18 protein-coding genes are annotated in these 18,588 nt (G+C 69.1%); 11 read left to right on the forward strand and 7 right to left on the reverse strand.

The window, feature by feature from the left end; translation table 11 throughout:
* Nucleotides 1-390: 390 nt before the first annotated feature.
* Complete coding sequence (locus KEG57_RS49605) at nucleotides 391-2,541, reverse strand: PEGA domain-containing protein (RefSeq protein WP_272425281.1); 2,151 nt, start codon at nucleotides 2,539-2,541, stop codon at nucleotides 391-393.
* A gap of 316 nt (nucleotides 2,542-2,857) precedes the next feature.
* On the reverse strand, nucleotides 2,858-5,536 hold the full coding sequence (locus KEG57_RS49610; RefSeq protein ID WP_272425280.1) for a hypothetical protein: 2,679 nt from the start codon (nucleotides 5,534-5,536) through the stop codon (nucleotides 2,858-2,860).
* A 955-nt stretch (nucleotides 5,537-6,491) separates the two neighbouring features.
* Between KEG57_RS49610 and KEG57_RS49615 the strand changes: the two genes are divergently transcribed.
* From KEG57_RS49615 to KEG57_RS49645, 7 genes are all read left to right on the forward strand, one after another.
* Nucleotides 6,492-6,821 carry a four helix bundle protein gene (locus tag KEG57_RS49615; RefSeq protein ID WP_272428406.1) on the forward strand — a complete coding sequence of 110 codons (330 nt, stop codon included), beginning with the start codon at nucleotides 6,492-6,494 and terminating at the stop codon, nucleotides 6,819-6,821.
* A 214-nt stretch (nucleotides 6,822-7,035) separates the two neighbouring features.
* Complete coding sequence (locus tag KEG57_RS49620) at nucleotides 7,036-7,578, forward strand: RNA polymerase sigma factor (RefSeq protein WP_272428405.1); 543 nt, start codon at nucleotides 7,036-7,038, stop codon at nucleotides 7,576-7,578.
* Between the two features lie 143 nt (nucleotides 7,579-7,721).
* A complete protein-coding gene (locus tag KEG57_RS49625) occupies nucleotides 7,722-8,528 on the forward strand; it encodes a protein-L-isoaspartate(D-aspartate) O-methyltransferase (protein ID WP_272428404.1) in 807 nt (268 codons plus the stop codon).
* 175 nt (nucleotides 8,529-8,703) lie between these two features.
* Nucleotides 8,704-9,405 carry a hypothetical protein gene (locus KEG57_RS49630; protein ID WP_272428403.1) on the forward strand — a complete coding sequence of 234 codons (702 nt, stop codon included), beginning with the start codon at nucleotides 8,704-8,706 and terminating at the stop codon, nucleotides 9,403-9,405.
* Nucleotides 9,406-9,841: 436 nt separating this feature from the next.
* Complete coding sequence (locus tag KEG57_RS49635; protein ID WP_272459838.1) at nucleotides 9,842-11,185, forward strand: hypothetical protein; 1,344 nt, start codon at nucleotides 9,842-9,844, stop codon at nucleotides 11,183-11,185.
* 237 nt (nucleotides 11,186-11,422) lie between these two features.
* On the forward strand, nucleotides 11,423-12,103 hold the full coding sequence (locus tag KEG57_RS49640) for a hypothetical protein (RefSeq protein WP_272459839.1): 681 nt from the start codon (nucleotides 11,423-11,425) through the stop codon (nucleotides 12,101-12,103).
* Between the two features lie 11 nt (nucleotides 12,104-12,114).
* Nucleotides 12,115-12,654 (forward strand): GNAT family N-acetyltransferase, encoded by a 540-nt coding sequence (locus KEG57_RS49645; protein ID WP_272459840.1) that lies wholly within the window; start codon nucleotides 12,115-12,117, stop codon nucleotides 12,652-12,654.
* A gap of 6 nt (nucleotides 12,655-12,660) precedes the next feature.
* Here the strand turns inward: KEG57_RS49645 and KEG57_RS49650 are convergent, their stop codons facing one another.
* Entirely contained in the window at nucleotides 12,661-13,311 is a 651-nt protein-coding gene (locus KEG57_RS49650) for a class I SAM-dependent methyltransferase (protein ID WP_272428401.1), read from the reverse strand.
* Between the two features lie 53 nt (nucleotides 13,312-13,364).
* Nucleotides 13,365-13,826, reverse strand: a complete 462-nt coding sequence (locus tag KEG57_RS49655; protein WP_272428400.1) for a SpoIIAA family protein — start codon at nucleotides 13,824-13,826, stop codon at nucleotides 13,365-13,367.
* 64 nt (nucleotides 13,827-13,890) lie between these two features.
* Here KEG57_RS49655 and KEG57_RS49660 point away from each other — a divergent pair, with 64 nt between their 5' ends.
* Together KEG57_RS49660 and KEG57_RS49665 are read left to right on the forward strand one after the other, a co-directional pair.
* A complete protein-coding gene (locus KEG57_RS49660; RefSeq protein ID WP_272459841.1) occupies nucleotides 13,891-14,217 on the forward strand; it encodes a hypothetical protein in 327 nt (108 codons plus the stop codon).
* The gene (locus tag KEG57_RS49665; protein ID WP_272459842.1) at nucleotides 14,214-14,798 is read left to right on the forward strand and encodes a hypothetical protein; all 585 of its coding nucleotides are present in this window, start codon (nucleotides 14,214-14,216) and stop codon (nucleotides 14,796-14,798) included. The genes KEG57_RS49660 and KEG57_RS49665 overlap by 4 nt, the downstream gene beginning before the upstream one ends.
* A gap of 43 nt (nucleotides 14,799-14,841) precedes the next feature.
* Here KEG57_RS49665 and KEG57_RS49670 read toward each other — a convergent pair whose 3' ends face one another.
* The gene (locus KEG57_RS49670; protein WP_272428397.1) at nucleotides 14,842-15,729 is read right to left on the reverse strand and encodes an archaemetzincin; all 888 of its coding nucleotides are present in this window, start codon (nucleotides 15,727-15,729) and stop codon (nucleotides 14,842-14,844) included.
* 128 nt (nucleotides 15,730-15,857) lie between these two features.
* Between KEG57_RS49670 and KEG57_RS49675 the strand changes: the two genes are divergently transcribed.
* Both KEG57_RS49675 and KEG57_RS49680 read left to right on the forward strand, forming a co-directional pair.
* A complete protein-coding gene (locus KEG57_RS49675; protein ID WP_272428396.1) occupies nucleotides 15,858-16,370 on the forward strand; it encodes a YciI family protein in 513 nt (170 codons plus the stop codon).
* 1 nt (nucleotide 16,371) lies between these two features.
* Entirely contained in the window at nucleotides 16,372-17,079 is a 708-nt protein-coding gene (locus KEG57_RS49680) for a hypothetical protein (RefSeq protein ID WP_272459843.1), read from the forward strand.
* Here the strand turns inward: KEG57_RS49680 and KEG57_RS49685 are convergent, their stop codons facing one another.
* Together KEG57_RS49685 and thiM are read right to left on the reverse strand one after the other, a co-directional pair.
* Complete coding sequence (locus tag KEG57_RS49685) at nucleotides 17,080-17,766, reverse strand: DUF3750 domain-containing protein (RefSeq protein ID WP_272459844.1); 687 nt, start codon at nucleotides 17,764-17,766, stop codon at nucleotides 17,080-17,082.
* Nucleotides 17,763-18,560: a hydroxyethylthiazole kinase gene (thiM, locus tag KEG57_RS49690; RefSeq protein WP_272459845.1), complete on the reverse strand. Its 798-nt coding sequence runs from the start codon at nucleotides 18,558-18,560 to the stop codon at nucleotides 17,763-17,765. Before thiM ends, KEG57_RS49685 begins: the two co-directional genes overlap by 4 nt.
* Nucleotides 18,561-18,588 lie beyond the last annotated feature (28 nt).

The following is an 18,588-nucleotide window of genomic DNA, read 5'->3' on the forward strand; positions in this document are numbered from 1 at the left end:
CCCGGGCCCCGCGGGGGCTGTTCGCCCCTCGACCCGAACCAGGGCAAGCCCTGGACCGTTCGTGGAAGAACTGCGCATCGCGCAGTTCTTCCAACAGGCCGGTGGCAAGACCAGGAAGGTGCGTTGCACGCTGGCGACGGGCACGTTGCCTGTTGAATCGTCAGCGCCGCGGTCTTGATGGGCAGGGTCGTCGTTGGTCTTGACCTGGCCTGTTCGATGAACTGCGCGTTGCGCAGTTCATCGACCCCGGGTCCAGCGCTTGCGCTGGTCCAGGTCCAGGGGCGGATAGCCCCGGTGGGGCCTGGGGCAAAGCCCCAGCGCAGCGCCTCCCAGATGAGATTAATGCTCAGCTGCGAGGGAGAGGGGAGGAGAGCGAGGTGAGGGGCAGGTTCACTTGAACTTGACGGCGGCCGTCTTCGTCTCGCCGGCCTTCACGGTCACGCTCACCGTCTGCTTGCCCTTGTCGGGGTGGATGAACGTCACCGTGTGCGTACCGGCCGGCACGCTCACGCCGACCTTGGGCGTGCTGCCGAGCGGACGACCGTCGAGGACGACCTTCGAGACCGGGATCGAGTTGATGTTGAGCGTCCCGTTGCCCGTGGCCGGCGCCTTGTCGCCGCCCGACGCTGTCGACGCGGTCGCGGACGTGCCGCTCGACGTCGAGCCGCTCGACGTCGAGCCCGTCGCCGAGCCCGTGTCGGTCGCGGAGCCGCTCGCGGAGCCGCTCGCCGAGCCGCTCGCCGAGCCGCTCGCCACGGCGTCGTTCGTCGGCGCCTTGCCCGGCTCGTAGAGCGCGATGCGGATCGGCTTCTCGGCGAGGCCGTCGTCGAAGGTGAGATCTTGCGAGAAGTCGTCGAGGCCCTTCTTCGTGGCGACGAGCTTCCAGCCGGCCGTGGGATCGAGGTCGATCTTGACGGGCTGGTTCTTCCACTCCTTCTCGGGGATCTTCTTCTCTTCCTTCTTCGCGTTGACCAGCTTGACGGCCGCGCCTTCGGTCGCGAGCTCGAGCACGATCTGCCCGCGCAGCACCTTGAGCTTGATCGGGCCGATCTCCTTCAGCTTGCCGGCCTCGATGTCGACCGTCTGCTCGAGCCTGTCGTAGCGGTCGCCGGCCTCGAACTTGAGCTTGTGCGAGCCGGCCGTGATGTCCTTCAACTCGACCGGGAGCACGCCCTTATCCGTGCCGTCGATCCACACCTTCGTGTTCGGCGTCGCGGCGAGGATCTTCAGGCCCGTCACGTTCGCGCTCGCCGTTGCCGGCGCGGACGACGTCCCGGGCGCAGCGCCGCTGGTCTCGAGCGTGACCATGACGGGCGTCTCTTTGCCGGCCTCGACGACGGCCGAAACCTTCTCGTCCTTGCCGAGGTCCGTGACGATGACACGCACCGTTTTCTCGCCGGGGCCGAGCTCGGCGACCACGCAGGGCGTGGTGTCGCACTTCTTCTGGCCGTCGACGAAGATCTCCGCCTTGCTGATCGACGCGCCCTTCGACTGGATGTCGATCTTCAGCGAGCCCTTCTTCGGCAGGAACATGAAGACCCCGAGGCCGATGACCGCGACGAGCGCGACGGCGCCGAGGATGATGGCGATCTTGCTGCCGCCGGACGACGGCGCGGGCTGCACGCCGGGGATGCCGACCAGATCGGGGCGCGGGCGGATCGCCGTCGCCTCGGAGCGCGCCGTCATCGGCGCTTGCGAGGGCGGCATCGCGGGGACGGGCACCACGCCCGCGGAGGCGAGCGTCGTGGACACGCCGGGCGCCTGAGGCGGCGGCATCGCGGCGCCGGGCGGCAACGTGCCGAGCGTCGGAACCGCGACGGGCGGGGGCAGCGGCGCGGGGCGCGCGGAGCCACCCGAGCCGGAGAGCAGGGCCGCGGCCGCGCTGCTCATGGGAGGCATGCCGGCGGCGGGGCGCGGGCCGGTCGGGTGCGGGTCGCCTTTGCTCGCGTCGAAGACGTGGGTCGACTCTTCCTCGTCGTCCCAGTCCATGTCGACGGCCTTGCCGCCGGGGCCCACCTTCGCGGCGGGGGCTTCACCGGTCGGCGCGCCGGGGGGCGGCGGCAGCGGTACCGGCGCGGCGGCTCCGGGCGGCGGCGGCAGCGGCAGCGAGGAGTTGCCTGCGCCTGGCGGCGGCGGGAGCGGCACCGATGTGGCGGCTCCGGGCGGCGGCGGCAGCGGCACCGACGTGGCGGCTCCGGGCGGCGGCGCGGGGGGCATGGGAAGAGGCACCGACGTGGCGGCTCCCGGCGGCGGCGGCAGCGGGATCGAAGACGCGCCTGCGCCGGGCGGCGGCGGCAGGGGCGTCGCGATCCGCTGCGAGGGTGCCCCTGGCGGAGGGGGCAACGCGCTCGGGGGCGGGGGCAAGGGTCCGCCGCTTCCAGGCGGGGGCGGAAGGGGAACGGGTGCGACCCCGCCGAGCAGCGTGCTCTTGCGGGCAGCTCCCGAAGGGGGCGGCGGCATGAGTCCTGGCGTGGTGCTGCGAGGAGCCTTCTTCGCTAGCCCCTCGAAGACGTCCAGATCGCTGCCCTTATCATCGGCCATGTTCAGCCACTCCTCGACAGAATGCGACGTTACGCCGCGGACGACAGGAAACCCTTTCGCACATCTCGCGCGACGCGAGTAGAGGGTCGATGGGTCTCCGTGTTCGCACCGCGCCCAGGCGGGAAAACCGAGACACGCCTAGCCTAGCCGCGCTTGGCGTGCTTCGCGAATTTCTTCACATGATTCCGCGGAGTTCGTCCCTCGGTCCCAAGGGGGACGCCTCGCGTCCCCCTCTCGTCCGGGCAAAGCCCGGACGATTCACCCCCTAGAGGGAAGCTCGCGAAGCGAGCTTCCACGCACCGAACGGTGCGATCCGTCAGTTCGACGCCCCCTCAGCGGGGTCCTTCTGGGGCTTCTTGAAGTAGCGGATCCGCTTCTGTTGCAGCGGATACCACTTGTCGAAAGGCACGATGGGCGTGTCCTCCAGGAAGCGGCGGCCGCCGGGGGCCTCGGCGCGGGCGAGGCGCACGGCCGTCGGGCCCTGGGGCGGATGCACGGCCGCGCCGGCGAGATCCGTGTCGCCGCCGAGCGCCACCGCGAGCGGCTTCGCAAGAAGCAGCCGCGTGCTGCATCCCGCGTTCTTCAAGAGCGCGTCGAGCGCCTTTGCGTCGGCCGCGGAAGCATCCGCAGGCGTCAAGAGCTCGACGTAGAGGAGCATGCCGTCCTTGTCGTTCACGCCGACGGCGGCCGCGGCGACCGCGGCGTTCGGCGAGCCCGTTGCGAGGCGAACCGCGCCTTCGACGGGCGACTCCGCGCCGATCGCGAACGCGCCGGCCGAAGCCCAGAGCGACGCCGATCCCGCACCTGCATCGGCCGGGCCCGCATCGAGCACCGCCACGGTCTTGCCCGCGCTTTGCGCCGAGGCCTTCGCGGCCGCCACCGTGCGTGGATCGATCTTCACCACGCGCGCCTTGCGATCGGGCCGCGCCGCGTCGATGCGCAGCTCCGTCGAGGCGAGCGCATACGGAAAACCATGCTGCGGCAAGCCCTTCACGCGCCACTGTCCTTCGCCGTCGACGGGCGGTTGCGCGACGGGCGTGATCCCCGGGCCCGGCAGCACGTGGCGCAGCGTCATGTAGAAGTAGTCGCGTGCCTCGCGCTTGATGTAGCGCGGGAAGTTCATGAGGCCCATGCCGCGGATGAAGCGCCTGCCGCGGAACTTCCATCCGTCGATGCCGGAGACCGTGCCTTCCGACTCCCAGTCGTATTGCAAGGGCCTGCCGAGCGGATCCATCTCGCCTTCTTGCGCGACCTTGTAGAACTCGAGCCCGCTGTGACCCGCGTTCATGTCGAGCGCGATGCCGTACGAGCAGCGCGTCTGGATCATTGCCTGCGCGAGCCCTTCGGGGCCGAGATCCGCGCCGTAGAAGTACGCGACGAACTTCTCCTTCGTCAGGCAAATACCCGTGCGCACGGTGTGCGTCTTGTCCGCCCAACCCGGCGGCGTGCCGCCCCACCACGAGCGGTTGTACGGGTTGAACTTCTCGTCGAGCACCATGACCGTCATGTTCTGTCGGTACGACATCACGTTCGGCGGGATGCTCTGATCCTCGGGCCAGCTCCCGAACGCCGTGGAGCCATCACGCAGCACGGCGACGGTCGCGCCGTACGGCTTCGGCGGCAAGTAGACGACGCCGTCGGCCATCATGCCGAACTCGCCGTGCAGCGCTTGAAAGCCTGCGTTCGACGCAGCGACGACACGCTCGAGCACCGCGGGATCACGCGGGATGAGGCCCGGCCCAGCTTCACCCGTCGCGCCCTTCGGCTCGACCGTGCCGGCCATCATGTGGAGCTCCACCTGACGCGGATCCCATACGACGATGAACACGCGCGTCGTCTTGCGTGAGCGATCAGGGCGGATGTACGTCGTGACGAACGCGGGCGGCAGGCCCTCGATCCTTCGAATGAAGGGATCCTTGTCCTGCGGGTTCCACTGTCCCTCGCCGGGGAGCGCGGGCGTGATCCACGGATCGAGCGGCGCCGGTGGCCAGCCGATCTCGGGGTCCGTGGGCATCGTACGCGTGGGCGCTTCGAGCGTGGTTTGTCCGAGGTCCTCCGCGATCGCCTCGGCCGCGGCCTGCTCGCCGCCCATGCTCTCCTTCTGCCGCATGACGACCTCGAGGCCCGCGAACGCGACGGCCTTGATCGTCTGCATCGCCTCGTCGCCGATGACGTCACGCACGCGATCGACCGACCACGTGACGACGTTGCCCGGCCGCGCAATCTCCCCACTCTCGTGCGAGAGCCAAGCAGGGAGCGTCGCAGGGCCATCGAGCGGCACGCGTGCCTCGCGGGTTCCATCACGCACGACGAGCGTGGCTTCTTCGAGCGCGCATCGCACGTCACGCGCGGGCGCCTCGCCTTCCTTTGGTTCGGCCTCTTGCGCCGCGGCTTCGCCTTCGCCCTCGCCGAGCGTGAACGTGCGCTTGCCGATGCCGCGGAGTTGTCCCGTCTCCTGCGCGTTCGTGAGCGCGTTCTGCAATCGCTCGACGCGGGTCCAGCCCTCGGTCGCGAGTGCTTGTCCCGAGAGATCGAAGACGTGCACGGTGGGATGGCTGCCGGCGATGAGCGGGCTCGAGACGTAGGCCAGTCGTTCGCCACGGACGACGGGGCGCGACTCATCGGCGCCGCTCGTCTCGGTGAGATTGTAGGCCCCGCCGACATCGAGGAGGACGCCTTCGGGCGAGAGCTCGGCGTGCACGAGGTAGAGGTCGTTCGGCTCGCCTTGCGCAGGCGCGGCGCGGACGACGGCGCGGCTCTTCGCACCAAGCGCGCCCCAGACGCCACGCGGCGGATCGATCCAGGCCACGTCGTCGGCAGTGAGAACGAGGCCCTGCGACGCGAGCGCCGAGGCAAGCGCCGTGGACCTGTCCTTCGCGCCCAGGTTCGGGATGCCGCGGGGCAAGAACGTCGCAAGGGCGGCAGCGCCGAGCACGGTGAGCGCGACGTGGCGGCGTCCTTGTCGGACGAAGGTGGAGAGACGGGAGGTGGCCATGCCGCGTGGGGTTTGGGGCGTAGGACGCCGAAGGCGATCCGGAGCCCCAAGTGTCGACAGAACGCTCGAAGCCGATGGGACCTGCCCAACGCCGAGAAGGCGCGGAACGGCGCGGCAATATCATCGGTGCGGCGGAAGGGCCAACGTTTCGTCGGGGGGCGGAGGCGGGGCGGGTTTGGAAGCGGAAGCGGCCATGGAAGCCTCGTTCAATGGTGGACTTCCAGGAGCAAGGCGCAGATTGCCGTCGCATTTCCAGAAATCGAATCGTTCGGCGGGTGGGGGGGATCCACCGCATGGTGAGGTCAACCACACCGAAGGTCGGCGAAGACGCGAAGGACGCCTCGTGTGGTGCCTACACGCGACCACGAGGTAAGTTCACCCGGAATCCCTCGTCGACGAGACCCCGGAGGAGATCGGACCTCGTCGGGTGCCTGGTCGACGAGGCCCCGGAGGAGATCGGACCTCGTCGGGTGCCTGGTCGACGAGGCCCCGACGGAGTCCGATCAGGGCCGGGGTCTCGCGGACGAGGCAGGCGACGGAGTCCGATCAGGGCGGCGGTCTCGCGGACGAGGCAGGCGACGGAGTCCGATCACGGCGGGGGGCTCGCGGACGAGGCAGGTAGCGGAAGCGGGAGCGGAGGCGGAGGCGGAGGCGGAGGCGGAGGCGGAGGCGGAGGCGGAGGCGGAGGCGGAGGCGGAGGCGGAGGCGGAGGCGGAGGCGCGTGCGCGTGTGCGTGTGCGTGCGCGTGCGCTTGGGGAACGGTATGCAGGGGTTCCGCTCGGGGACGGCGAGCGTACCGTCGTGCTCGGCCTCTTCAAGGCCAAGCCGTGCTCCCCGTCCTCGCGCTTCGCGCTGCGGGCGGGTCCGCGCGGTGCTGCGCAGCCTTGAAGAGGCCTGCGCGCGACGGTGCGGGACGGGGGTCCCGGCGATTGGGCCGTCGGGCGGAGGAATCATCATGCTGAAGATCTACGAAGTCGTTTTGGCCATGGCGGGGGACGCGGCAAGCATTGCAGAACGGATTGAGCGAAAGGATTCGGATCTGGCGCGGCAGATGCGCAGGGCCATGCACAGCGTCGCGTTGAACGCGGCAGAAGGCATGGGCAACCACGCCGGAAACAAGCGGCAGCGCTACTCCTCCGCCCTCGGGTCGGCAAGGGAAGTGCTGGCCTGCGTCCAGGTCGCCCAAGCCATGCGCTATATCGGCACCGTCGATGCAAAGGTCCTCGACCGAATGGACCACGTCATCGCCACCCTCACCCGCCTCGTCTACCGCCGCGCCTCGTAGGAGAAGCCTCCCTCGCCCCTCTCCCGGGACGGGAGAGGGGCGAGGGGTGAGGTACGTTCAGCGTGGGTTCTCCCACGACTCCCCCGACGAACCAATCCGCTCTTTTCCAATTGCCTCGGGCCGCAATCCATGAGACAAAGCAAGCGACGCCAGCCGGTGCTACCAACACCGACCGGCGTCTCCCCACAACCCCGACAGACCCGGAGTCATGAGTATGGCTACGATACAGCTCCATCCGCCGCCGGCAAACTTTACGGCGGCGCACGCCCTGCTGGGGCGCCTTTACCTGGAACACCGCGATTTCCTGCGCCGCCTTCTTCTCGGACAGGCCATCCCTCCCAGCGACGTGGACGATGTTGTGCAGGAGGTCTTCCTCACGGCCTGGCGACGCCTCGAATGTCTTGTTACGCCGGAGCAGGCGCGCCCGTGGCTGCTGATGATTGGGCTCAACCGTGCGCGCAATCATCGAAAGCTGGCGCGTTGCGAACGGGAGGTACTCGCGGGCCTTTCGGATGACTTTCCCGAGCGGGAAGACGAAGCGGAGTCGACGGAGGCGCTCGTGCTGGCGACGTACGGGTTCTTCCGGCTCAAGCGACTCCTCTTGAAGATCGGCCCGCGCGCCCGTGCGGTCGTGGTGCCTTACCTGGAAGGCCGTTCGATCCGGGAGATCGCCGAAGCGCTCGGCATCAAGACGAAGACCGCCTACGCCCGCATCTCCCTCGCCCGACGGCACCTGCAAACGCTCGCGCTCGCCTGATCCGCAAGCGCACGCGCACGCGCAAGCGCAAGCGCACGCGCCTCCGCCTCCGCTCCCGCTTCCGTGTCCGCTTTCTCCGGTCGATGCCGCTCGTACGGTCGCCGTCGCTATGCACTGCGGAACGCGCGGCTTATGTTGTTCGAATGATGGGCCGTCTCTGTTGGTGCTGCCTGCTCTTGGCGCTCCCGTCGTGCGGTCCATCCTCCACCCCGCCCGCCCCCGATGACGAGCCGCCGGACGCCCTCGTCGAGAGCGTCGCTGCGCCGCCGCCCGCCGTCCGCGACGACACTGCCGAGGCGCGCACCCTGCGCGAGGACCTCGTCCGCGAGATCCGCCGCAGCCCGCCCTGGAGCGGCGCCACGTGGGACGGGCGCGTCCTCGGCGCCCTGCAAGCGACCCCCCGCCACCTCTTCGTGCCGGACGCCCCCATCGCCCTTGCGTACGAGGACCGCCCGCAGCCCATTGGCCATGGCCAGACGATCTCCCAGCCGACCGTCGTCGCGATCATGACGAACGCCCTCGAGCTCCGGGGTACGGAGCGCGTGCTGGAAATCGGCACGGGTTCGGGATACCAGGCGGCCGTGCTCGCGCTCCTGTCGCGGCGGGTCTTCACGATCGAGCTCGTCGCGCCCCTCGGCGAGGTCGCGCGAGAGCGTCTCGAAAAGCTCGGTTACTCCAATGTCGAGGTCCGCATCGGCGATGGATACGCAGGCTGGCCCGAGCAAGCGCCGTTCGATCGGATCCTGATCACGGCCGCGCCACCGGAGATCCCGCGCGCCCTCCTCGATCAGCTCGCAGAGGGCGGGATCCTGGTGGCGCCGGTGGGCGGGGAGGACGAGCCGCAGGAGCTCGTGCGGTTGACGAAGCGCAGCGGGCGAATCGCGAAGGAAAACCTGGCGCTGGTGAGGTTCGTGCCGATGGTGCCGGGCAACGCGAAGCCGAACCCCTGAGCTGCCCGGACCGAGGAGAGGCGAAGGAAAGGGCATCACGCTCGCGGCTCCGCTCCCGCTCCCGCCTCCGCTCCCGCCTCCGCTTCCGCTCCCCAATGACACCAGAATCACCTTGACCTTTTCCCCTCCCTCCGGTTTTCCTTCGAGCCGCACCTTTCTGGAAAGGATCCTCTCGATGGCAACCACCCCCGCATGGAAGCTCCGCCGCCTCGCGACTCGTGCCAAGCGCGTGCAGGCGCGCAGGGCTTCCGAGTCGCCCGTCATTGCCGCGTATGCGACCACCTTGCCCGGCAAGGCCACCGCATTCATCGCCGCATACGACGCCGCCGCGAAGTACGAAAACACCTGGCGACGTGAAATGCGCGAGGGCAAAGGGGCGGTCGCCGCCCTGCTCCGGCGCATTCAGAGCTGGTTGCCCCTGCTCGTGCGCGACGTCCCGGAGTTCGATGCTTCGACCTTCGGCGACAAGCCCGACGTGCCCGATGACGTCATCGAGGACGGGGGCCGGCTCGCCGAGGTATTGGAGGAATCGACCACGGCAGACGGCAAGCCGCTCACCTACAAGGTCGACGCGCTCAAAGAGCTGATTCCTTCTCTCGAAGCGGCGAACAAGGAATGGTCGGAGGCGGAAGCCGCGGACACGACGTACCAGAAGCTCCTGAAGGAGAGCCGCGCCACGGCGGTCGTGTTCGACAAGGAGCTCCAGACGTTCCGCCGGAGCCTCGCGCATGCCGTGGGTCGAAACGACAAAGATTTTCAAAAGTTGCGCGTCGAGCGGGCCTCCCAGAAGGACGACGACGACGACCCGGCGGCGCCCGCGACGCCCGCGCCCGTCACGCCCGCGGCCGAGGGCGCGGCGCTTCCGACGGGTCGGTAGGCTCGGGGCGATCGGGGGGGCGGTCCGGAAACCGGGGTGCGGGGTCCGGAAACCGGGGTGCGGGGTCCTTCGGTCGGTCGGCGGGGTCCTTTGCGCGGGGGGCGGGGGCCCCTGCGCCGGGGTGGCCTTCGCGGAGGAAGGTCGGCGGGGGCGGTTCGAGAGGGAGGCGCGCCGCTGACGAAGGGGCGCGGGGTGCTTGCGATCGGGAGGCGGCACGCGTCGCGGCGGGCCCGCGGCGCTTCGCGAGGGCGGGGGGGTCGGGCGTCGCCGCGTAGGGCTCCGGCGGCGGATCGGGCTTTTCGCGCTCGCGACCGCAAATGCGTCTGAGGCGCCCCTTTGTTGCGCCGCTCGTGCGACCTCGTGCACAAGGCTCGCCACGGAGAACGCAGGCCCGCTCACCGCCGCGGGGCGCTCGCGTTCACCTCGGGGTCCGCCGATGCTTCGTCGCGTCTTCGCCTGGTGTTTGCCGCTGCTCCTTCTCGTCCTGTGCGTGCCGTCTCTCGCCCGCGCGGAGATCCGCGTCTGTGTGCGGCTCCCGGGGCACCCGAAGATGGACCAGTGGGCCCTGTCGGGGAGCGCGACCGTGATGACCCAGAGCTGGCAGGTCTTCACGGCCAAGACCAACGGCCTCACGACCTTCGCCTACGACCCTTGGGCGCCGCCAGAAAACGTCCGGTTCTTGCCGCCGCCCTACAACAAGCTGCAATGTCCGAAGCCGCCGCCGCGTCCGGAGCCGGCGCCGGCGAAGAGCGCGCCGAAGGACCCGGCCGAGGAGAACAAGGCGGGAGCGGCGCCGGCCGCCGAGGCCTCGGAGCCGCCGAAGCCGCCGCCGGCGAAGGAGGAACAAGCGGAGGTCGTGCCGCCGGGCGTGAAGAAGATGCCCGAGCGGCCGCCGGAGAAGCCGCGACCCTCGCCGCCTCCGCCGCAAGGCGTGCTGTCGAACGAGCCGCTCTTGCCGTCAGAATCGACCTTGCCGAAGCGGGACGAGGTGCATCCGCCGAAGTGCGTGGACGAGCATTGCACGCTGGTGGATCGAGGCGGCGCGCTGCCGGAGCGCGTGTTTCGACCCGGGGCGCCGCTCTCCAGCGTGGCGTCCTGCGAGCAGACGAAGGAGGGGTGCAAGGGGGACGGGAAGCCGAAGACGCGTTTGGAGGAGATCGCTCAGGAGCTAGCGATCGCCGCCGCCATCGCGAACGGCGAGCTCAACGCAGACCTGTCGCGGAAGGGCGGCAAGCGGTTCGGCATCATCGGGGGCACGAACGAGGACGGGGTCGACAACCCGATCGTCCAGGCGGCGGTGGCGACCGCGGCGATCGCCTCGGGCGTGCTCCTCGGGCAGGCCGACAAGTTCGCCAAGAAGCTGGAGGAGGCGTGCGCGAAGAAGGCCCCGCTCATCATTCAGGGGACCGAGGAGCTGTCAAAGGAGACGGCGGAGTTCCTGGCCAAGCAATACGGGGCGGACATCGCGCATGCGCTGGAGCAGAACGGCGCGATCGGCGCGTACGAGGTGATGAGCAAGTTCACCAAGGACCTCGGAGGGGCGTACCAGGCGCATCACCTCCTGGAGAAGGCGATGGCCGGTAGGTGGGGACTCACGAAGGAGCTCGACAAGATACCGTCGGTGATCTTGACGGAGGCAAAGCACAAGGAGATCACGAACCGCCTCAAAGCCTTGACACCCCGTGCCCGTGACCTGAAGGAACTCTGGAGAAACTATCAGGACGCGTATGCAAACTATCCGCACTGGCTTGAGGCCATCAAACCCTACTTCTTCAAGTGAAGTTAGACTCGGCAGGACAAGGTCATGAAAACCGAGGTCCAGGTATTCTTCTATGGCGACCGCATTCCTGGGGGGGCCGAAGCTGTCCTTGGGCCCGCAGGATGCGGTCCCGATGTGGCAAAGGTGACGGACCGCGCTGCCCTTGGCGCGGTAGACGTCTGGGTCACGCTCGACGAAACCGATGAGCGTCTACCCATTCTCCTCCAGCTTCTCGAGCAACATGGCGAGAAGCGCTTGGTGTGGAGAAGGGACCGCTTCACCAACGCCGAGCTCGACGCAGCGCCGCTGCTCCACATCGATCCGAAACCCGAACTGCAGGTATTCGGCGGGCCCCGGGTCGGCACGACGTACGACGTCACGGACGCCTGCAAGGTCTGCGGAGCCGGTGCGCGGCAAACCTCCGCGTTGCTCATCAATGGCGAGGAGCTGAGCGCGCTGGAGGGGCGCCGCGCCGCATCCACGTATTACAGCGACCTCATCGTCGAGGAGCGGCTGGCAGGCCAACTCGCGTCGAGCGGCATCACCGGGCTCTCCTTTCGAGGCGTCTTCGCCGCGTTCGAGAGTCAGGTGCGCTTCCAGCTTCCCTGGCGGCAACTGTGCCCCGACAAGACGTTGCCCCCCATGTCGCCTCGCTCGACGGGCATCGCCCGACACAAGCATTGTGTATGCGGGCGAAGCGGCGTGACCGGCATGAACGAGCAGCCCACGCGGCTCGTCTACCGCGCCCGAGACCTCGCCGAGATGCAGGACGTCAACCTCACCTGGGAATGGTTCGGCGAGCCGAGGTTCAACGGCGACGTGAGCGACGCCCTCTTCCCGTACCCCTGGTTCCTCGTCACCCCCAAGGTCTGGCGCATCTTCCAGGGCGCCGGCGTCACCGAGTTCGAGTGGATCCCGATCCGCCTCGAAGAGAGCTAGACTCCCCACCCATGCCTCCGCCCCTCACCTTCCGCCCCCTCACCGAGGCCGACTTTCCCTTGATGCACACCTGGCTCACGCGCCCCCACGTCGCCGAATGGTGGCAGCCCACGCCGACCCTCGACGAGCTCCGCGACGAGTACCTCCCGTGCCTCGCGGAGGCCGGCACCTTACCGCTCGACGCTCCGGGCGGCGCCATTCCGTACCTCGCATGCGAGGACGGAAAGCCTTTCGCCTACATCCAGGCCTATCGGGTCATGGCGAGCCAGGCCGACGGCTGGTGGCTCGACGAGACGGACCCGTGCGCGCTTGGCATCGACCAGTTCATCGCCGACGCCGATCGTATCGGCAAAGGCCTCGGTACCCGCATGATCCGGGCGTTTCTACATTTTCTGTTCGCCGATCCGCGCGTGACCAAGGTGCAGACCGATCCGGATCCGACGAATGGCCGCGCGGTGGCTTGTTGTCGCAAGGCGGGCTTTCGCGACGTTGCGGTGGTCGAGACGCCGGATGGTCCGTTGCTCTTGATGACCATCCACCGCGGCGCCTGAAATCTCTCAATCGATCGACGTCTCGCCGCGCAGATACGCAAGGGGCCCGAACAGCGTGTAAAGCCGCGAGGTCTCCTCGACGCGCGTGAACCCCGCGGCGCGCATCAGCTCGGGCAGGCGCCCGTCGAGGTTGTCGCGGAGGTGCCCGACACGTCGCAGGGCGCCCGCGGCGAGCTGGCCTGCCAAAGAGCGCGGCGGGCCGAGGTCCGCCACGTGAAGCTCGCCGCCCGGCGCGAGGACACGCGCCATTTCGCGAAAGGCCGCCGTCTTGTCGGCCAGGGAGAGGTGGTGGAGCACGAGGCTCGTGACCACACGATCGAACGAGGCGTCGGGGAAGGGGAGGCGCTGGGCAAATCCCTCGCGGAGCTCGACGTCCACGCCCGCGGCCGCGGCCTTCTGGCGGGCCATGGCGAGAATCTTCGGGTCGCCGTCGAGGCCGACCACCACGGCCTGGGGGATCCGCTGCTTGAGCAAGAGCACGAGCGTGCCCGTGCCGGCGCCGACGTCGAGGACGCGGTGGCCGGGCCGGACGTCGGAAAGGTCGATCAGGCGCTCCTTGAAGGCGCGCTCGCGCGTCACGGCGCGGATGAACGGGTCGTAGAAGCGCGTGAGCGCGCCGTGTCCGAGGGCGTGAATGTAGGGCTGTTCCGTGTGCATCGGCGTGGCTCCTCCTGAGGGTACGCCCTGCCGACGCACGGTGGGCGCGCTTATTACAGCTCTTTTCCGGCCGCCCCGTCGGCGCGCTGCCCGGCGCTCGCGTGGGGGCCGGGGCGGGCGCGGCGTTCGGCCTCGATCCACGCGCGCGCCTCGCGCTCGTCCGCGAGGAAGACGAACGGCACGTGGGTCTTGTGGCGCCAGAAGAGCCGCACGGCCTTGATGGCCAGCGTGGCGAGGACGCGCTGCGAGAATCCGCCGCCGATGAGTACGATCCCCCGCAAAAACGCGCGGGCGTCGCGCTCGGAGAGCAGGCGCCGGGCCTCCGGCGCGATGCCGTCGAGGTGCGTGAGGTCGACGAGCCAGAAGATCGGGCCCTGCTTTGCGTGGAGCTCGATCACGTCGAGCGCGGTCGCGAACTCGTCACGGGAGATGGGGCCGACGGCGCGGGTGTGGAGCAGATCGGGCGCCTCGAAACGGTTCCAGTGCGTGCCGACGCGTTCCCAGGTATCGTCCATGCGCTCCCACGTCCATCCATCGTTCCCGGCACGACGCAAGTCCATCCGGGATGAGCTTCAAACAATGCCACATTCAGCCTTTGTTTTCGCGCGCCACCTCGTCCCCATCGCCGCCGCGCTCGCCTCCGTGCCCCCGACGCGGGCCTCGTGGCTCCTCGCCGGCGCCGCGCTCGTGAGCGCCTGGATTCCCGGCAACGCCGGTCAGGTCGTGAGCGCCGTTTCGGGAAACAAGCCCGTCGATCGAGGCGCCCTCTACCGCTTGCTCGGCGCCTCCGCCGTGACGCTCGTGCTCGGCGCCGCGGGCTTTTTCAAGGTGCCCGACGCTTCGGCCGTGGCCCTTCCCACGGCGGTCTTGGGGCTCGTCGCGCTCGGCGCCTCCGTGCTCGGGTGAGCAGCGGGCCGTCGCTCGCCGAGACGGCCGCGGAGGCGGCGGCCACGCCGGAAGAGCAGGCGGTCCTGTACCCGCAGGTCGGTGTCCCCATCGGCGAGCCGACGAACCTCACCGCGGGCCAGCAATGGGAGCGGGACCGCGTCGCCGAGCAGGTCAACACGCGCGGCCAGATTGCCGCCGCCGGGTACGTCGTAGGGCTCGTGATCGAATCGTCCGCCGCGCTCTTCGCGGCGATGGTGTTCGCCGCGATCATGGTCGCCTCCGAGGCGCCGTCGTTTTGGGCCTGGGAAGGAGCCGGCGCGTTTGCGCTCGCGTTCGGCGCCGCGGGCGCCGCCGTCGCGCGGGTTTCTTCTCCCGACGAGGGGGAGCCTTTGACGGCCTTCGGTGGCGTCCTGCTCATCGCCTTCGTGGCGATCGCAATCGCGGTGGCGAACGGGTGGACCGTCATGCTCGCGGGCGCACCGATGGTCGTGCTCTCGATGCTCGTCACCATCATCCGGCCCGCGCGCCATCGCCGCGCCGTGGACATGATCCTCTGCCTCGTCGCGATTGCGACGGGCGTGGGGGTCGCCTTCTTCTGAGACATCCGGTCCGGGCTTCCTGAGCCCCGCGCCCCCTGCGATTTTAGGCCCGAATTTCCCCGAGCCGCTCGGCGACCCAGGCCGCCTCGTCGTCGAGCCCCGCACCTTCGTAGAATCGCTCGAGCGCCTCGTACCGCCGGATCACGTCGAACCCGATCGCGTGCTGAAGCTTCCGCAGGCACACGGGGCAGACGTGTTGCGGGCGCGCGTCGGCCTCCTCGATGTGGTTCGACCCATTCATGAGGCACGAGAAATAAATGCAGTGACGCAGGCCGAACATGTGCCCGACCTCGTGGACGAGCACCTTGATCATGCGGCGCAGCACGAGCTTTTCGTCGCCGGGGTGGAAGGGCTCGTCGTCGAAGGCCGGGTCGTACCGCGCGAAGCTGAAGACGCCGACGCGGTGGCGCGGCGTGGCTATGCCGAATACGAAGTTCCAGGACTCGTCGGGATAGAGATCCTCGCCGGTGATGGCCGCGAGCGCAAACACGTCCGGGGGCAATCGTTGCTTCAGGAAGGCGAGGATGTGCGGCGTGTAGAGCTGGACCTTCCCCGTGTGCGGGTTGATGCGCGTCCGCATGCCGACCTCCGCGAGCGGGACGCGCGGGAGCAGGCGCGCCGGCAGAGCATAAAAAGCCTCGAGGGCGTCGCGGAGGAGCCCGGGCCGCGGAATGCCCGGTCGCGCCGGCACGCCGAGCGGGAGGAGCGCGAGCGTGCGGCGAGTTTCGTCGGGGACGAGCGGCTTTTCCGCGACGAATTCGGCATATTTCTGGCCGCGTTCGGGGTGGCACGCGAGCCAGTCGCCCTCGGCCGGCTGCGGCATGGGCTCGAATCCCGCGCCCGAGAGCGCGCGGCGGAGCTCGGGCGAGACGCTTCCGAGGGGGCCGAGCGCGACGATCTGGGCGGGCGTGAGGCGAGGAGGTGCGGTCATCGAGCGCCGACAGGATGCTACACGAGGCACGGCTATCGACAACCCCTCGGGCGTGCGCTGCTTCGAGCTTGCTTTTCAGTTCCCCGACGCGAGTGACATCCGGTAGGCCGTCCCGTATCCTGCCCAGGATGCCTCCGCGCCAAACCCGCTCCTCCTCCCTCGTCCCCACGTTGGCCGCGGCGCTCCTCCTCGCGGGGTGCGCCGCCTCCGGTCCCTCCTCGCCGGCCGAACGTTGCCCCGAGGCACCCGCACAGCCCGCGCCCGCCGCCGCCGCGCCCGCGGCACCCGCGGCCGATGGGCCCATGGAATTCGAGAAGTATGAGCTCGTTTTGCTTCGCCGGGGTCCGCGGGCGAACGAGATTCCGGAGGCCGAGCTCGCGGCGATCCAGAAGGCCCACATCGCGCACCTCGACAAGATGGCCGAGGAGGGGGCGATCGTCGCGGCCGGGCCGTTCGATGACCAATCCGACGACTCGTTCCGCGGCCTCGCCCTCTATCGCGTGGGCTCCGTGGAGGAGGCGCGGGCGCTCGCCGAGCAGGATCCCGCAGTGAAGGCCGGTCGATTGCGCGTCGAGGTCATGACCTGGATGACGGCCAAAGGATACGTGACGTTCCCCAAGGCGAAGCCGCGGAAACCCTGACATGAGCGCGGGACGAGCAAAAAAAACGGCCCTCGCCGGGCTCGTGGCGGCCTCCGCGCTCGTGAGCGTTTCGGCCTCGGCGCAGGAGGAAGAGCTCCCCGGCGTCGAGGATCGCCGGTATGGCCTCGCCAGCGTGAACATGTTCCTCCGGTACACGCAGGTCCGCGATCCCGAGGCCATGCACAATCTGTCGAGCCTCCTCATGGGCGGGCTCTCCGCGCGTGCCCTGTATGGAAAGCGGATCGCCTATGCGTTTGGCCTGGGGCTCGAATTCGGCGCCGGCGGGGCGCCGGGATTCGGGTTCGGGTTCGAGCTGTATCCGGCCGGCGTCGCGGTCGCGATCGGGCCGTCGGGGTACTTCGGTATCTTCGGCGGGATCGGCGTGAATGGCGTGACGGCGCGCGTGCCCATGACGCTCGTGCTGCCGGCCGAAGTTCGGCTGGAGCTCGACGTGACGAAGCGCGCGCGGGTCGGAGCACTCTTCGCGGTGGGATGGACGCCGGCGGACGACGTGCGGCAAACCCGCGCGGGGCTTTTCCCGTTCGTCGACGAGAACACGATGGCCCTCACGGCGCGGTTCGGGAAAACGTTCGAGAAATACGGCAACTTGATGGGCCGCGGTTATTTCTTTCGCCTCGAGCGGCGCGAGCAGATGCGGACGGTCTCTCTCGGGCTCGTGTTCGGCTGGGAGCTCGAGGTGGCGAATTGATCATCGATCGTCGAAGCCGAGCCGGCCCGGGTTGACGGGCAGGATGAGCGCCGGCGGCCACCAATCCACGCCGATCGTCAAGCCGAGAACATGCAGCTCCACGCCCTCCGTCAGGCCGAGCTTCACGCCCGCGATCCACGTGTCGAATTGCACGCCCGTGCCGCCGCTCGTCAGCGATACGCCGATCGGCCCGCGATAATCCTTGCCGATGGCCGTCGACGGCAGATCGACCGGGATGTTGCAGCGCCGGAGCATCTGATCGACGTAGGTATTGCTGTTCGGGCCGGGCATCGGAAAATAATCGGGGTGCTCCTCGTTGTACCGCGGCGTCTCCTCGTCGAGGCATTCGACCATCTTCCGGATCGAGCCCCGATCCTTCTCGACGAGGCCATGGAGCGCCACGTCCCCCTCGCCGAAATAGTCGAGCGGCCGCGACGTCGTCTCCTTGAATGCACGCGAGAGCAGCTCGTACCGGAGCAGCGGGCCCTGATCCGCGACGTTCACGATGATCCAGGCGTGCCGCGCCACCATCGTGATCGGCTCGGGCATCTCGCCGCTGAGGACGGCGACGTAAGGTTTCTCCGCGGGCGGCAAGGTGGTCGGGCGTCGCAGGACGACACAACCGGCGCTCGACGTGAGCGCGGCCGCGGCGAGCACGACATGGGCGAGGAGGCGGGCTTGGTTCACACGAACCTCACGCGCGCGAGGGTGGCTTCGTCGAGCTGATAGAGGGCGTCGAGCAGGTTCATTTGCAGGCTGCCAGGGCCTTGGCTGCGCTCCGCGGCGATCTCGCCCGCGACGCCGAGCACGGCCATGGCGTGCGCGGCGGCGACGAGCGGATCGGGTTCCACCCCGAGGAAGGCCCCGACGAGCGCGCTCGCCGTGCATCCGAGGCCCGTCACCCGCGTCATCATGGGGTGGCCGTTGCGGATGCCGAGCAGCTTGTCGCCGTCGGTCACGTAATCGACGGCGCCGCTCACCACGACCACGCATTTGTAGGTCTGCGCGAGCTGCCGCGCCGGCTCGATCGCGGCTTGCGACGGCTCGGTGCTGTCGACGCCGCGCGTGGCCTTCGCGTTCACGGCCGCGAGGGCGAGGACCTCGGAGGCGTTCGCCCGGATGACCGTGGGCCCGATCTGGGCGAGCTGATCCGAGACGCGCGTCCGGAGCGGCGTCGCGCCGACCCCGACCGGATCGAGCACCCAGGGTTTGTCGAGCTCGTTCGCGCGGCTGGCGCAGAGCCGCATCGCCGTGATCCACGGCGACGAGAGCGTTCCGATGTTGATCACGAGCGACGAGGCGATGGCCACGAAATCCTCGACCTCCTCGGCCGCGTGCACCATTGCCGGCGCGGCGCCGAGCGAAAGGAGGGCGTTCGCCGTGGTGTTCATCACGACGTAATTCGTGATGTTGTGCACGAGCGGTTTGCCCGCCCGGACCTTCTGCACCGATTCCCAGACTGCGCGCGCGTGATTTCCCATGCCTGCCGCCTGCTCGAAGGGCCGATAG

It is taken from the genome of Polyangium jinanense (genome assembly GCF_028435365.1).

What these genes read in the sequence shown, in the direction of transcription:
- KEG57_RS49605 (WP_272425281.1), bottom strand. Translation starts at nt 2,541, where the DNA reads ATGGCCGATGATAAGGGCAGCGATCTGGACGTCTTCGAGGGGCTAGCG.
- KEG57_RS49610 (WP_272425280.1), bottom strand. Translation starts at nt 5,536, where the DNA reads ATGGCCACCTCCCGTCTCTCCACCTTCGTCCGACAAGGACGCCGCCAC.
- KEG57_RS49615 (WP_272428406.1), top strand. Translation starts at nt 6,492, where the DNA reads ATGCTGAAGATCTACGAAGTCGTTTTGGCCATGGCGGGGGACGCGGCA.
- KEG57_RS49620 (WP_272428405.1), top strand. Translation starts at nt 7,036, where the DNA reads ATGGCTACGATACAGCTCCATCCGCCGCCGGCAAACTTTACGGCGGCG.
- KEG57_RS49625 (WP_272428404.1), top strand. Translation starts at nt 7,722, where the DNA reads ATGATGGGCCGTCTCTGTTGGTGCTGCCTGCTCTTGGCGCTCCCGTCG.
- KEG57_RS49630 (WP_272428403.1), top strand. Translation starts at nt 8,704, where the DNA reads ATGGCAACCACCCCCGCATGGAAGCTCCGCCGCCTCGCGACTCGTGCC.
- KEG57_RS49635 (WP_272459838.1), top strand. Translation starts at nt 9,842, where the DNA reads ATGCTTCGTCGCGTCTTCGCCTGGTGTTTGCCGCTGCTCCTTCTCGTC.
- KEG57_RS49645 (WP_272459840.1), top strand. Translation starts at nt 12,115, where the DNA reads ATGCCTCCGCCCCTCACCTTCCGCCCCCTCACCGAGGCCGACTTTCCC.
- KEG57_RS49650 (WP_272428401.1), bottom strand. Translation starts at nt 13,311, where the DNA reads ATGCACACGGAACAGCCCTACATTCACGCCCTCGGACACGGCGCGCTC.
- KEG57_RS49655 (WP_272428400.1), bottom strand. Translation starts at nt 13,826, where the DNA reads ATGGACGATACCTGGGAACGCGTCGGCACGCACTGGAACCGTTTCGAG.
- KEG57_RS49660 (WP_272459841.1), top strand. Translation starts at nt 13,891, where the DNA reads ATGCCACATTCAGCCTTTGTTTTCGCGCGCCACCTCGTCCCCATCGCC.
- KEG57_RS49670 (WP_272428397.1), bottom strand. Translation starts at nt 15,729, where the DNA reads ATGACCGCACCTCCTCGCCTCACGCCCGCCCAGATCGTCGCGCTCGGC.
- KEG57_RS49675 (WP_272428396.1), top strand. Translation starts at nt 15,858, where the DNA reads ATGCCTCCGCGCCAAACCCGCTCCTCCTCCCTCGTCCCCACGTTGGCC.
- KEG57_RS49680 (WP_272459843.1), top strand. Translation starts at nt 16,372, where the DNA reads ATGAGCGCGGGACGAGCAAAAAAAACGGCCCTCGCCGGGCTCGTGGCG.
- thiM (WP_272459845.1), bottom strand. Translation starts at nt 18,560, where the DNA reads ATGGGAAATCACGCGCGCGCAGTCTGGGAATCGGTGCAGAAGGTCCGG.